At 68.0% G+C, this 13344-nt stretch carries 7 protein-coding genes; 5 read left to right on the top strand and 2 right to left on the bottom strand.

Annotation, left to right across the window (positions count from 1 at the left end; all coding sequences use genetic code 11):
• Window positions 1–705, bottom strand: a 705-nt coding sequence (locus tag ACIQ51_RS13030) for an Ig domain-containing protein (protein WP_396205489.1), incomplete at its 3' end; no start/stop codon positions are given.
• A gap of 544 nt (window positions 706–1249) precedes the next feature.
• Here ACIQ51_RS13030 and ACIQ51_RS13025 point away from each other — a divergent pair.
• Both ACIQ51_RS13025 and ACIQ51_RS13020 read left to right on the top strand, forming a co-directional pair.
• Window positions 1250–3364, top strand: coding sequence for an ATP-dependent helicase (locus ACIQ51_RS13025; protein ID WP_396205488.1), 2115 nt, complete (start codon window positions 1250–1252; stop codon window positions 3362–3364).
• Window positions 3365–3492: 128 nt separating this feature from the next.
• Window positions 3493–6315: a M16 family metallopeptidase gene (locus ACIQ51_RS13020; protein WP_396205487.1), complete on the top strand. Its 2823-nt coding sequence runs from the start codon at window positions 3493–3495 to the stop codon at window positions 6313–6315.
• Between the two features lie 13 nt (window positions 6316–6328).
• Here the strand turns inward: ACIQ51_RS13020 and ACIQ51_RS13015 are convergent, their stop codons facing one another.
• Complete coding sequence (locus ACIQ51_RS13015; protein WP_396205486.1) at window positions 6329–7372, bottom strand: aminopeptidase; 1044 nt, start codon at window positions 7370–7372, stop codon at window positions 6329–6331.
• Window positions 7373–7413: 41 nt separating this feature from the next.
• Here ACIQ51_RS13015 and dnaE point away from each other — a divergent pair, with 41 nt between their 5' ends.
• From dnaE to ACIQ51_RS13000, 3 genes are read left to right on the top strand one after another with little or no spacing between them, the layout of a single operon-like run.
• A complete protein-coding gene (gene dnaE / locus ACIQ51_RS13010) occupies window positions 7414–10914 on the top strand; it encodes a DNA polymerase III subunit alpha (protein WP_396205485.1) in 3501 nt (1166 codons plus the stop codon).
• A 30-nt stretch (window positions 10915–10944) separates the two neighbouring features.
• The gene (locus ACIQ51_RS13005; protein WP_396205484.1) at window positions 10945–11913 is read left to right on the top strand and encodes an acetyl-CoA carboxylase carboxyltransferase subunit alpha; all 969 of its coding nucleotides are present in this window, start codon (window positions 10945–10947) and stop codon (window positions 11911–11913) included.
• Between the two features lie 20 nt (window positions 11914–11933).
• Complete coding sequence (locus ACIQ51_RS13000; RefSeq protein WP_396205483.1) at window positions 11934–13145, top strand: stage 0 sporulation family protein; 1212 nt, start codon at window positions 11934–11936, stop codon at window positions 13143–13145.
• Window positions 13146–13344 lie beyond the last annotated feature (199 nt).

The raw sequence follows: 13344 nt of genomic DNA, 5'->3' as shown, positions 1-13344 counted from the left end.
GGCGCCCGTGAGGAGCGACGCGGTGGTCGGCGAGACCTGGAGCGTGGTCAGGCCGGGGGTCCGGTCGGAGACCGTGACCGTCGCGGCCGTGGTGAGCGAGGCGGCCGAGAAGCCGGTGCCCGTGCCCGCCGCGGTGACCGTGATCGTGGTCGTACCCGGCGCAACCGCCGTCACGACACCCGTGCTGGAGACGGTCGCAACGGCGGTGGCCGATGAAATATAGGTGTACGCCACATTCACCGATGCGTTCGCACGGTTGACCGTGGGCACGAGCGTCACGCTCTGACCAACCGCCACCTGGGCCGCCGTGGGCGACACCGTGAGGCCGGTGATGGCCGGAGCCGGAGCCGCCACCGCCACCGCCGCCGCCGCCGACTTGCCCGTCGACGTGGTCGCCGTGATGGTCGCGTTACCAGCCGCCACTGCCGTCACGCGGCAGGCGCCGGCGTTGACCGCGGCCGTGGCCACGGTCGCGCTGCTCGACGTGCAGCTCGACAGCGTGGAGCTGGCCGAGCCGCCCGTGATCTGGACTGCAAAGTTCAGCGTCTCGCCAACGTTCATGTTCGCGTTCGACGGCGAGATGCTCACCGACTCCGCGGGTTGCACTGGCGCGGGCACCGTGACGTCGTCACCGCAAGCACCGAGCGCCACCAGGGCGCCGAGGCTCAGGGCAGCGATCGCCTTGTTCCGAGAAAAGAGTTGCATTCATCCCCCTCTTGCGAGGTCGTGGAGGTAGTTGCCGGTCGAGGATCGGGTGACCACGACACAACAGCACTGCGTTGGTAAGCGACGCCGGTCGGCGTGCACTTCATCACCACTGCGCCGCAGAGGACCTGATCTCGTATCGGGGAGCGGCCGAAGGGAGGTCAGTGTCGTACTGCACAGCATGATGCCCGGGAATACTGCCTGCTTCTTGCGAAGCAGTTCTTCACTCGCGCTGTACGGTCCAAGCTCCGCCAACACGCGAGCACAACACCCACTGTCACTCGAGCAGCGCCTGCGTTCACCCAAGGGTAGGGTGGCGCACACACTCCTCGCGACAATAGCAAGTCGAAAACCTAGGGAGGTTCCGCGGCACGGTCAAGGCACCGGTGCAACCGATCTTCCAGCGGCCTCATCACAAATCTGTCACGAACGGGCGGGCTCTGCGGGTTGTCCACAGGAAACCGTAGATTTCCCGTAACCCCCGCCCCCCGGGCCGGCGCCGTCTATATAGGATCGTCTATAGAAGGGTGTATATCTTCCCCCCATGCCCGACCAGCCGCGCGTCCATTCGCTCCTGCCCGCCCGCCGGGTGGTCCCGCCGCCCCCTGCCCCGGAGGGACCGGCGCTCAATGCCGCCCAGGCCGACGCGGCCAGCCACGGCGACTCGCCCCTTCTTATAGTGGCGGGCGCGGGGTCGGGCAAAACGCGGACGCTCATTCACCGCGTGGCCGCCCTCATTGGCCGCGGGGTGCGCCCCGAGCGCATCCTGCTCCTCACCTTCACCCGCCGCGCCGCCCAGGAAATGGTGAGCCGCTGCGAGCGCCTCGTGGGCTCGGCCTCCCAGCAGGTCCAGGGCGGCACCTTCCACGGCACCGCCCACCGCCTGCTCCGCCGCTTCGGCCCCGCCGCCGGCCTCCCGGCCGACTTCACGATCCTCGACCAGGGCGACGCCGGTGACCTCATGGGGCTCTCCCGCTCCGCCCTGGGCTACGGGGACCTCAAGCACGCCCCCCGCGGCGCCCCACGCTTCCCGCGCGCCGAGACGCTGCTGTCGATCTACTCCCGCCACGTCAACACGGGCCAGGAGCTCGCGCAGATCCTCGGCGACCAGTGGCCGCACTTCCTGAGCTGGACCGGCGACATCGAGCGCTGCTGCGCCGACTACGTGCAGCGCAAGAGCGCCCGCAATCTGCTGGACTACGACGATCTGCTGCTGTCGTGGGCGCTGCTGCTCGAGCAGGCACCGCCGATCGCCGAGCAGATGCGCGCGCTCTACGACCACGTGCTGGTGGATGAATACCAGGACACCAATCCGCTGCAGTCGCGCATTCTCCGCGGCCTCTGCACCAACGGCAAGCTCACCGTGGTGGGCGACGACGCGCAGAGCATCTACGCGTTCCGCGGCGCGACGATCCGCAACATTCTCGACTTTCCGCACCAGTTCCCCGGCACGCGCATCGTCACGCTGGAGCAGAACTACCGCTCCACGTCGGGCATTCTCGACACCACCAACACGCTCATCTCGCGCAGCACCGAACGCTATTCCAAGCGGCTCTGGACAGAGCGGCACGGCGGCGAAGCGCCGTGGCTGGTGACGGTGCGCGACGAAGCGGCGCAAACGGCGTTTGTGGTGGACCGCCTGCTCGAGCTGCACGAACAGGGCACGCCGCTGCGCGAGATGGCCGTGCTGTTCCGCGCGGGGTACCTCAGTGCCGATCTCGAAATCGAGCTCGCCAATCGCCGTATTCCGTACGAAAAGTGGGGCGGGCTCAAGTTCCTCGAAGCGGCGCACATCAAGGACATGCTGGCGTTTCTGCGCGTGCTGGAGAATCCGCGCGACGAAGTGAGCTGGTATCGCATTCTTCGCCTGTTGCCCGGCGTGGGCGACGCCACGGCGCGCGCCGCGGTGGAGCTGCTGGCGCAGCACGACTGGGCGCCGATGATCATCGGCGCGGTGCGCGCGCCCGCCCGCGCGCGGCCCGCGCTGCAGGCGGTCGCCGCACTGCTCGACGGCATGCGCCGCGTGGAAGGCGCGGACCGACCGCACAGCCCCGGCGAAAGTATCCGCCTCGTGCGGCAGCTGTACGATCCGATCCTCAAGGGCACCTACGACGACGCACCGCCGCGCCTCGCCGATCTCGATCAGCTGGAGATCATCGCCGCCGGCTATCCGGACCGCCAGACGTTGCTCGCCGCGCTCGCGCTCGAGCCGCCCGCCGCCACGCAAGATCTCGCGGTGGGCAGCACGGACGAAGACGACGCGCTGATCCTCAGCACGGTGCACTCGGCCAAGGGCAAGGAGTGGGACGTGGTGTTCGTGATCCACGCCGCCGATGGGGTGTTTCCCATGGCCCGCGCGGCCAACGACGAGGAACAGGTGGAAGAGGAACGTCGCCTGCTCTACGTGGCCATGACGCGCGCCCGCGACGAACTGTACGTGACGTATCCGCTGCACAGCTACGCCACGCGCATGGGCGCCGACTTCGCGTACTCGCAGCTGTCACGCTTCCTCGACCACGGTGTGCGCCACACGATGCAACGGGTCACGCTTGGCGATCCTGACCCGCACCAGCAAGCACTGCCCGGGCCGCGCGAAGGCGCCGTGATCGAGCCGATCGTCGATCTTCGCGCACTGCTGCGGGGCCAGTTCGGCGGCTGACCGGCCTCACCGTGGTACGCGGTCCCGAAGAAACCGCGGGTACCCGTTCGCCGTCGTGTATTGTTCGATATACCCACGCCGGGTGGCCTGTCCGCCGTCCCGCACCGCGACCCACGCCCTCACTTTCTATGTCCACGCTCCTTCGCTCGGCCTTGCTGATTGCCCTCGGGCTGCCGGTTGCCGGCATCGATGCGCAGAAGGCCCCTGCCGATTCGTTTGCACTTACGGCGCCGCTGCCCAACGATCCGGCGGTGAAGATCGGCACGCTGCCCAACGGCATCCGCTACTACGTGCGGAAGAATGCCAAGCCCGAGCAGCGCGCCGAACTGCGACTCGTGGTGAATGCCGGCTCCATTCTCGAAGACGCGGACCAACTGGGCGTGGCGCACTTCGTGGAGCACATGGCGTTCAACGGCACGAAATCGTTCGCGAAGAACGACATCGTGAAGTACCTCGAAAGCATCGGCGTGCGTTTCGGCGCCGACCTCAATGCCTACACGAGCTTCGACGAAACGGTCTACATCCTTCCCGTTCCCACCGACAGCGCGGGCATCCTCGAAAAGAGCGTCCGCTTCCTCGGTGATGTGGCGAGCGGCGTGCTCTTCGACAGCACCGAAGTCGTCGCTGAGCGCGGGGTGGTGCTGAGCGAATGGCGCAACGGCCTTGGAGCCGGCGAGCGCCTGCGCGACCAGCAGTTCCCCGTGATCTTCCGTGGCTCGCGCTACGCCGAGCGACTGCCGATCGGCAAGCCGGAGATTCTCGAGCGGCTCAATCCGGCGCCGGTGAAGCGTTTCTGGCGCGACTGGTATCGCCCCGAGCTCATGGCCGTGATTGCGGTGGGCGATGCCGATCCGGTGAAACTGGAGCAGCTGATCCGCACCACCTTCGGCGGCATTCCGCGCCGCACCGGTCGGGCGCGCACCGCCGCCACCGTACCGAAGCACGACAGCACGCTCGTGTCGATCGCCACCGACAAGGAACTCCCCACGTCGAGCGTGGGGGTCCTGTGGAAGCGTCCCGGCACAGTCACGCGCACCGTGGGAGATCTGCGCGCCGATCTGCTGGATCGGCTCTACAACACCATGATCAACCAGCGCTTCAGCGAGCTGTCCCTCAAGCCCGACGCGCCGTTCACCGGGGCCGGGGCGAGCAGTGGCGGCTTCGTGCGCGGCAGCGAGTACGTGTCGCTCGACGCGGGCGCCAAGGAAGGCCAGGTGATCGAGTCGCTGCGCGCGCTGCTCACCGAGGCCGAGCGCGTGCAGCGCCACGGGTTCCTCCAGGGCGAGCTCGATCGCGCGCGCATCAACACGCTGCGCGGCTACGAGCGCGCCTTCACGGAGCGCGAGAAGACCCCCAGCGATGCCTTTGTGGGCGAGTACATCGAGCACTACCTGCAGGGGAGTGCCATTCCCAGCATCGGCTTCGAGTACGCGGCGGTGCAGAAGCTGCTGCCCACCATCACGCTGGCCGAGCTGAATGCGCTGGCGGCAGGGCGTAGCGGGGCGGCCAACCGCGTGGTGACCGTGGCGGTGCCGGAGAAGGCGGGGCTCGCGGTGCCCACCGAGGCGGACGTCCGCGCGGTGTTCGGCACCGTCGTGGCCGCCACCATTGCGCCGTGGGTGGAAACCGTGAGCGATGCCGCGCTGGTGCCGCGTGCGCCGACGGCGGGGCGCGTGGTGCGTGAGCAGAAGATCGCGGCGCACAACATCACCGACTGGACGCTGTCGAACGGCATTCGCGTGCTGGTCAAGCCCACCGACTTCAACGCCGATCAGGTGCTGATGAGCGCGTTCAGCCCCGGTGGCTCGAGCCTCGTGAGCGACAGCGACGCGTTCAAGACCTCGCTGGCGCCGGCGATCATCGCGGCGGGTGGCGTGGGCGCCTTCAGCACGATTGACCTGCGCAAGAAGCTCACGGGCAAGGTGGCCAATGCGTCGCCCAGCATCAGTGACCTGAGCGAAGGCATGAGCGGCGCGGCCTCGCCGAAGGATCTCGAGACGCTGCTGCAGCTCACGTACCTGCGCTTCACCGCGCCGCGCGCTGACACGATGGTGTTCAAGGCGCAGCGGCAGCAGCTCGAGCAGTTCCTCAAGAACAAGGACGCCAATCCGTCGGCGGTGTTCAGCGACACCGTGCAGCTCACCCTGTCGCAGGGGCACCCGCGGGCGCGGCCCCTGAGCCTCGCCATGCTGCAGGAGCTCGAGATCAACGACCTGCTGGCGATTTACCGGCAGCGCTTCGGTGATGCCGGCGACTTCACCTTCTTCTTCGTGGGCAACGTGGACCTCGCGGTGCTCAAGCCGCTGGTGGAGCAGTGGCTGGGGTCCCTGCCGGCCGCGGGGCGCACGGAGACGCCGCGTGACGTGGGGCCGGCGCAGTTCACCGGCACGATCGACAAGGTCGTCCGCAAGGGCATTGCCCCGCAGAGCCAGAGCGTGGTGTTGCTGGCCGGGCGGGCGCCGTGGACCCGCGACGAGGCCTACGCCCTGTCGTCGCTGGGCGAACTGCTGCAGATGCGCCTGCTGGACCGTCTGCGCGAATCGCTGGGGGGCACGTACTCGGTCAACGTGAGCTCGGCCTTCTCGCGCCGCCTGCGGCAGGAGTGGCAGCTCGCGATTGCGTACGGCTCCGCGCCGGAGCAGGCCGATGCGATGTTCGCGGCGGTGCGTGACGAGCTCGCGACGCTGCGCACCACGCCGCCCACCGCGGCGGAGCTCGAGCGCATCAAGGAACAGCAGCGTCGTGAGTTCGAGCTGTCGCTCAAGCAGAACGGCTACTGGATGAACACCATGCGGCAGCGCGTGGAGCACGGCGACCCGCTCGACAGCATGGGCGACACCATGACGCTCATCAACGGGCTGACGGTGGACAAACTCGCCGCCGCGGCCAAGACGTATCTGACGGAGCAGAACCGGGCGCGCTTCGTGCTCCTGCCAGACGCGAAGCCGTAAGCCTGGGACGCCGTTACTTGGCGGCCGTACGCACCGAGTCGCGGTGCGTACGGATCACCCGCGCAATGGCGTCGCGGAGATGGCCGCCGCTCGCCGCATACACGGAGTCGAAACGGTCCAATCGCTCGGCGTACACGCGGCGGGCGAGCAGCACGGCATTGTTGAGCGGCACGCGCTCCGCCCAGCCGGCAGGGTAGCCCGTGAGCTGCGGGGCCACGCTGTCCACGAGGCGACGGCGCGCGCGGGCATACACGGTGTCGCGCGCCGCGATCCGTTCGGCGATGGCGCGGTCCGGCAGCGCGGCGAACACGCCGTCGATCTCACGGGCCGTGCGCTCCCAGAACGCCCCCAGCAGCCGATCGTCCTGCCAGTCGCGCTGCGCACGCCGGAGCAGCGCGCTGTCGCCCCGCGCCCGGAAGAACTGCTCGGCGCCGCGCCCGCCCACGAAGGTGGCGAAACTTTCATTGAAGCTCACCTGCCCCTTCGCGAAGAACGTCGTGTGCAGCAGTTCGTGCAGCACCGTATTCACGAGCGTCACACTGTCTGCCTTGACGGTCGTGCTCACGAGCGGATCGTTGAACCAGCCAAGGGTACTGAAGGCGGCGGAGGGACCCATGGTGACGTCAAACCCCTCGCCCTGCAGCGCCTCCGCCGTTCGCCGCGCCTCCGCGAAATCGAAGAATCCCTTGTACGGAAAGCGCCCCACCACGGGGAACCACCACGATTTGGGCTCGAGCCGGTCGCGGTAGGCGGCCGAGAGGACCAGCACCAGCGTGTCGCGATCGAGCGGCGAGAAGGCGGTGAAGCTTTCCCCGGCGTCGAGGTGGAGGGAGTCGATGGCGAACTGCCGTGCCGCGAGCACCAATTGCAGCTTGGCCCGCAGCGCCGGGTCCGTGCGATCGCGCACCACCAGCGTCTGAATGGGCTGCCGCCGCGCGAGGATGCGCGCTTCCTCGTAGGCGGCGCGGGAGAGGTAGCACCCCATGGGGGTGACCCCGAGGCCCAGCACGACCAGCGCGGCGCCGGCGGTGCCGAGCCACGTGAGGATCCGGCGCAAGTGCTGCCGCGGTCTCGTGTGCGGAGGTATCATTCCCGGTCATGTCGTTCGTTCACCTGCACTGCCACTCCGAGTATTCGCTCCTCGACGGCGCGAATCGCATCGATGATCTGATCACCCGCGCGCAGCATTTCGAAATGCCCGCGCTCGCGATCACCGATCACGGTAACATGCATGCCGCCTGGGAGTTCCAGGAGAAGGCCAAGAAGGCAGGCGTGAAGCCGATCATCGGGATGGAAGCGTACGTGGCACCGGGCGATCGCCGCACGCGCGGCCGGCCGGCGCCCGGGGTGAAGCCGTACTACCACCTCGTGCTGCTGGCCCGCGATCTCCAGGGCTACAAGAATCTTACCAAGCTCACCTCCCTGGGGTACACCGAGGGCTTCTACACGAAGCCCCGGATCGACCGCGAGCTGCTGGCCCAGTATTCCGAGGGGTTGATCGTCACGTCGGCGTGCATGGCGGGCGAGGTGGCGAGCCACCTGCTCGAGGACCGCCTGGACGAAGCGCGCGAGGCCGCCGCCTGGTACGCCGAACTGTTCAAGGGGCGCTATTTCCTCGAGGTGCAGGCGCACACGAGCGAGGGGCAGGCTCGGCTCAACGCCAAGGTGCTGGGGCTGGCCGACGACCTCGGGTTGCCAGTGGTGGCGACCAACGATGCGCACTTCCTCAAGCACGAGGACCACGATGCGCACGACGTGCTGCTGTGCATCGGCCTTGGCAAGGATCGCAACGACAAGGACCGGATGACGTACGACGACGGCCTCTATTTCAAGAGTGCCGACGAAGTGCGTCCGTTCTTCCCCGGTCGCGACGACGTGCTCACGAACACCCTCGCGATTGCCGAGTCGGTGGACGTGCAGTTTGCGAAGCAGTACCACGTGCCGAACTTCCCGCTGCCGGCGGGCGTGGCCACGGAGAATGACCTGCTGGTGCAGATCGCCACCGAGGGCGCGAAGGCGCGCTACGGGGATCCGCTGCCAGCCCAGGTGCAGGAGCGGCTCGACTACGAGCTCGGGGTGATCACGAAGACCGGCTACGCGGGCTACTTCCTCATCACCGCCGACTTCATCAAGGCGGCACGGGACCGGGGCATTCCGGTGGGCCCGGGGCGCGGCTCGGCCGCGGGCTCGCTTGTGGCCTACGCGACGAAGATCACCGACGTGTGCCCGCTGGAGTTCGACCTGCTCTTCGAGCGCTTCCTGAATCCGGAGCGCGTGAGCATGCCCGACGTCGACGTGGACTTCTGCTTCGAGCGACGTGGCGAAGTGATCGACTACGTGCGGCAGAAGTACGGCAAGGACAGCGTGGGGCAGATCGTCACCTTTGGGACGATGAAGTCGCGCGCGGCCATCAAGGATGTGGGGCGGGCGCTGGGCTTTACCCCGGGGGAGACGGACGCGCTGGCGAAGCTGATTCCCAATGCGCCCAATTTTTCGCTCACGGTGGCCGAGGCGATCAAGGAGGTGCCGGAGGTCAAGCAGCTGTACCGGACGGACGAGCGGTACACGCAGCTGCTCGACTTCGCGGTCAAGCTCGAAGGGCTTTCGCGCCACACGGGGGTGCACGCCGCCGGCGTCGTGATCGCGCCCGGCCCGATCGACGACTTCGTGCCGATCTGCACGCAGGCCACGAAGGGCTCGGGGAGCGACGGCGACGAGCGGGTGATCGTGACGCAGTACGACATGACGGCGCTCGAAAAGGCCGGCATGCTGAAGATGGACTTCCTGGGGCTCACCACGCTCACGGTGATCACCGACACGCTCAAGAACGTGAAGGAGCGCAGCGGGATCGACGTGATCCTCGAGGAGCGCGGCTTCACCGACGAGAAGACGTACCAGGTGCTGCGCGCCGGCCGCACCGGCGGCGTGTTCCAGTTCGAAAGTCCGCTTGCGACCGACGTGCTCAAGCGCATGCGCTGCGACCGTTTCGACGACCTCGTGGCGTCGAACGCGCTGCTGCGCCCGGGCCCGCTCGATGCGGGGATGCACAACGTGTACATCCGCCGCAAGCGGGGCGAAGAGGCCACGGTGTATCCGCTCCCGGAGCTCGAGCCGATCCTCTCCACTACCTACGGCGTCATCACCTATCAGGAACAGGTGATGCGTATCGCGCAGGTGCTGGCGGGCATTTCGCTCGCCGAAGCCGACGTGCTGCGTAAGGCGGTCGGCAAGAAGGACGCGGAGCTGATCAAGAAGGAGCTCGGCAAGTTCACCGAGAAGGCGATCGCGCGCGGCTACGACAAGAAGATCATTGAAGAGCTCGCGGGGCAGATCGAAACGTTCGGGCGCTACGGCTTCAACAAGTCGCACAGCGTGGCGTACTCGGTGGTAGCCTACCACACGGCGTTCCTGAAGACGCACTATCCCGCCGAGTTCATGGCGGCGCTGCTGTCGTCGAACATCGGGAAGACCGAAGAGGTCATCAAGTACATCGCCGAAGCGCGCGAAATGGGGCTCGAGGTGCTGGCCCCGGACGTGAACGAATCGGGGTGGCGGTTCACGGTGGTGGGCGACCGGCGCATCCGCTTCGGGCTCGGGGCCATCCGCAACGTGGGGCGCGGCGCGATCGACTCGCTGCTGGCCGCCCGTGCGGAGGGGCCGTTCACGAGCCTCTACGACCTCTGTTCGCGGGTGGACCTGCGGCTGTGCAACAAGCGGGTGTTTGAGGCGCTGGTGGCCGCGGGGGCCTGCGATGGCCTGGGCGGGCACCGGGCGCAGCTGATCGGCGCGCTCGATGGCGCGATCAGCGAGGCGGCGCTGCAGCAGGAGGAGGCGGAGAAGGGCCAGGGGTCGCTCTTTGGCGACCTGCTGGGCGGTGCCCCCGACGTGCAGGGCGCGCCGGAGCCGTCCGGGGCCCCCACGCTCCCCAATATCCCGCCCTGGACGGAAAGCGAGCGGCTGCAGCGGGAAAAGGAGCTGCTGGGCTTTTACATTTCGGGGCACCCGCTCGAGAAGTACCGAACAGAGTGCGAACTGTTTGCCAGCCACACGGTGGCCCAGCTGGGGACGTGGGTGGCCGAGCCGGTCACGATCGGGGTGGTGGTCACGTCGATCAAGAAGCAGATCGCGAAGCGCTCCGGGAATGAGTTCGCCCGGTTGACAGTCGAGGATTTTTCCGGATCTTCCGAGGTGTTGGTCTTTCCGGAGGCGTGGGGAGTGATTGCGGAGCGTGTCCGCCCCGACATTCCCCTGCTGCTCAAGGGGGGCTATTCCAAGAAGGACCAGGGTGTCGAGAACGCCACCTTCATCGTGGAAGGCGTGACGCGCTTCGAGGAAGTGCGCGCCAGCGGTGAGTTGGCCGTGGCGATCGATCTGACCCCGGGGTTGGATCTGCCCACTGCGATCATGGAGGATGTCCGGGCGAAGGTGGAGTCGCACGAAGGCTCCGCGCCGCTCGAGCTTCGCTGGCGCGAGGCGAACGGCCGGCTCATCCGGTTCCGTTCGAAGTCGCTGACGGTGACGGCATCGTCCGCAATTCTTTCCGACCTTCGCGCGCTGCTTGGCGCTGATCGGGTGCGCCTCGTGCGCTCCGGCAGCTGACGGGCGTCGCGTGAACTTTCCAGGATAGTCATGGCTGCTGCCCCGGTACTCGAGTTCGAGCGTCCCATCGCGGAGCTCGAACGGCAGATCGAGGAGCTCAAGCGACTCGCGTCGGACCAGTCGCTCGATGTCTCGCGCGAAATCGCCCCGCTCGAACAGAAGCTCGGCGAGGCGCGCGTGCAGATCTACCAGAATCTCACGCCGCTGCAGCGGGTGCAGGTCGCGCGCATGGCGCGCCGCCCGTTCACGTCGGACCACCTCCGGCACGCGTTCACGGACTTCATCGAACTGCACGGCGACCGCCTGTTCCGCGAGGACGCGGCGATCATGGCGGGGTGGGCCCGTCTCGACGGCGAAACGGTGATGGTGATCGGCCACGAACGCGGCCGCGACACGAAGGAAAATCTCAAGCGCAACTTCGGGATGCCGCACCCCGAGGGCTATCGCAAGGCGCTCCGCCTGATGAAGCTGGCCGAGAAGTTCCAGGTGCCGGTCATCACGTTCATCGACACGCCAGGCGCGTGGCCCGGCCTTGGCGCCGAAGAGCGCGGCCAGAGCGAGGCGATCGCCCGCAACCTGCTGGAGATGAGCAATCTGCAGGTACCGATCATCGCCACGGTGATCGGGGAAGGCGGCTCGGGCGGCGCGCTCGCGCTGGGCGTGGCCGACCGCGTGCTGATGCTGGAGAACTCGGTGTACTCCACGATCTCGGTGGAAGGGTGCGCCGCGATTCTCTGGAAGGACGGCAAGAGCCCGGAGATGCGCGAGAAGGCCGCCACGGCGCTCCGCATCACCGCCGCCGACTTGCTGGAGCTCCGCATCATCGACGAGGTGATCCCGGAACCGCCCGGCGGCGCGCACTCGGACCACGTGGCCACCGCCAAGGCGCTGCGCGACACGCTGGTGCGCACGCTCGAAGAGCTGCGCCGCCTCAAGCCGGATAAGCTGGTCCGCCGGCGTCGGGAGAAGTTCCTGCGCATGGGCCAGTTCACCGAATAATCGGTCCCGGCGGCGGGCACGTGGCACATCTCATCGAAGTGGCCTTCCGAGGCAACCGGAAGGAGTTTTTTTCCTGGGACGGCGACACGCCGCCCCCGCTTCGCGCCGGTGTCATCGTGGAAGCGGACCGCGGCGAAGACTTCGGCCGCGTGCACTCCACCGGCGAGCTGGCTCAGGTGCGCTGCAACGGCTGCGCCCACGGCTGCGGCACCGCCCCGCCGCCCCGCCAGGCGCTGCGGCTCGCCACCAAGGACGACGAACGGCTCGACCGCGAGCTGACGGCCGAGAACGAAACGGCCCGCCGCGCCGCCATGGCGCGCGTGAAGGCAAACGGGCTGGTCATGAAGCTGACCGACGCGGAGTGGCAGTGGGACCGCCGCAAGCTCACGCTCTTCTTCACCGCCGAACGACGGGTGGACTTCCGCGCGCTCGTGCGCGACCTCGCCGCGCAGTTCAAAACGCGCATCGAACTCAAGCAGATCGGCGTGCGCGACGAAGCGAAGCGGCTCTCCGGCGTGGGCCGCTGCGGCCGCGAATACTGCTCGGCCTCCTGGCTGCCCGACCTGCGCCCGGTCAACCTCGGCGTGGCCAAGGACCAGAAGCTGTCGCTCAACCCGCAGCAGATCTCGGGGGCCTGCGGCCGCCTGATGTGCTGCCTGCGCTACGAGCACGAGTTCTACGTGCAGAGCCGGCGCAAATTCCCGAAGGAAGGGAAGATCCTGGTCACGTCGAAGGGCGAAGAGAAGGTGATCGCCTGCGACATCTTCCACGAACGGGTCACGCTGCGCACCGCCGACGGCGACACGAGGGTGGTCGGCCTCGCAGAGCTCAAAGGGGAGACGGGCGAGGCCGCCTCGGCGGTCGAGGTCGAGGTCGTAGCCCCGGCGTCGGTCGAGGACGATCCGCTCGACACCCCGCTGGACTCGACCACGGCCTCGATGCTGGACACGGCGGAATACGAGGTGGCGGTGCTGGCGGGAATCGACCTCGCACCGCGGTCGGGGTCGGAGGCCTCGGCGCCATTGGCGCCGTCGGCGTCTGGGTCGGAGTCGGGGTCGGATGACGCGGGTGCGACGTCGCCGGACGCGGACGGGGCGCCGAGACGGAAGCGGCGGCGGGGACGGCGCGGCGGACGGCGGCTGCGGGCGGCGGAGGAGCGGCGGAAGGCGGGAGACGCGGACGCGGACGGTGACGCGGACGACGACACGGACGCAGACCACGACCTCGACTGACCTCAGTCGGGGTCGTGGTCTTTGTCGGAGTCGCGGCACAGCGACGACGGTCGAGGTACTGCCACTACGGTCTGAGCACTGCGGGAACAGTCGTAGTCTTCCTACGGTCAGAGTCGCTGCATGGGTCGGGCGCGGCGCTTCGCTGGCGCGTCGGGGTCGGGGGTGGGGGTCGGGGCTACTTTGGTGGGATGCTTGCTTT

Origin of the sequence: Gemmatimonas sp. (genome assembly GCF_044344655.1) — a bacterium.
GTDB lineage: Bacteria > Gemmatimonadota > Gemmatimonadetes > Gemmatimonadales > Gemmatimonadaceae > Gemmatimonas.
The sequence above is the reverse complement of the archived record's forward strand: the minus strand, read 5'-3'. Positions and strand labels throughout refer to the sequence as shown.

What these genes read in the sequence shown, in the direction of transcription:
- ACIQ51_RS13005 (WP_396205484.1), top strand. Translation starts at nt 10,945, where the DNA reads ATGGCTGCTGCCCCGGTACTCGAGTTCGAGCGTCCCATCGCGGAGCTC.
- ACIQ51_RS13025 (WP_396205488.1), top strand. Translation starts at nt 1,250, where the DNA reads ATGCCCGACCAGCCGCGCGTCCATTCGCTCCTGCCCGCCCGCCGGGTG.
- dnaE (WP_396205485.1), top strand. Translation starts at nt 7,414, where the DNA reads ATGTCGTTCGTTCACCTGCACTGCCACTCCGAGTATTCGCTCCTCGAC.
- ACIQ51_RS13020 (WP_396205487.1), top strand. Translation starts at nt 3,493, where the DNA reads ATGTCCACGCTCCTTCGCTCGGCCTTGCTGATTGCCCTCGGGCTGCCG.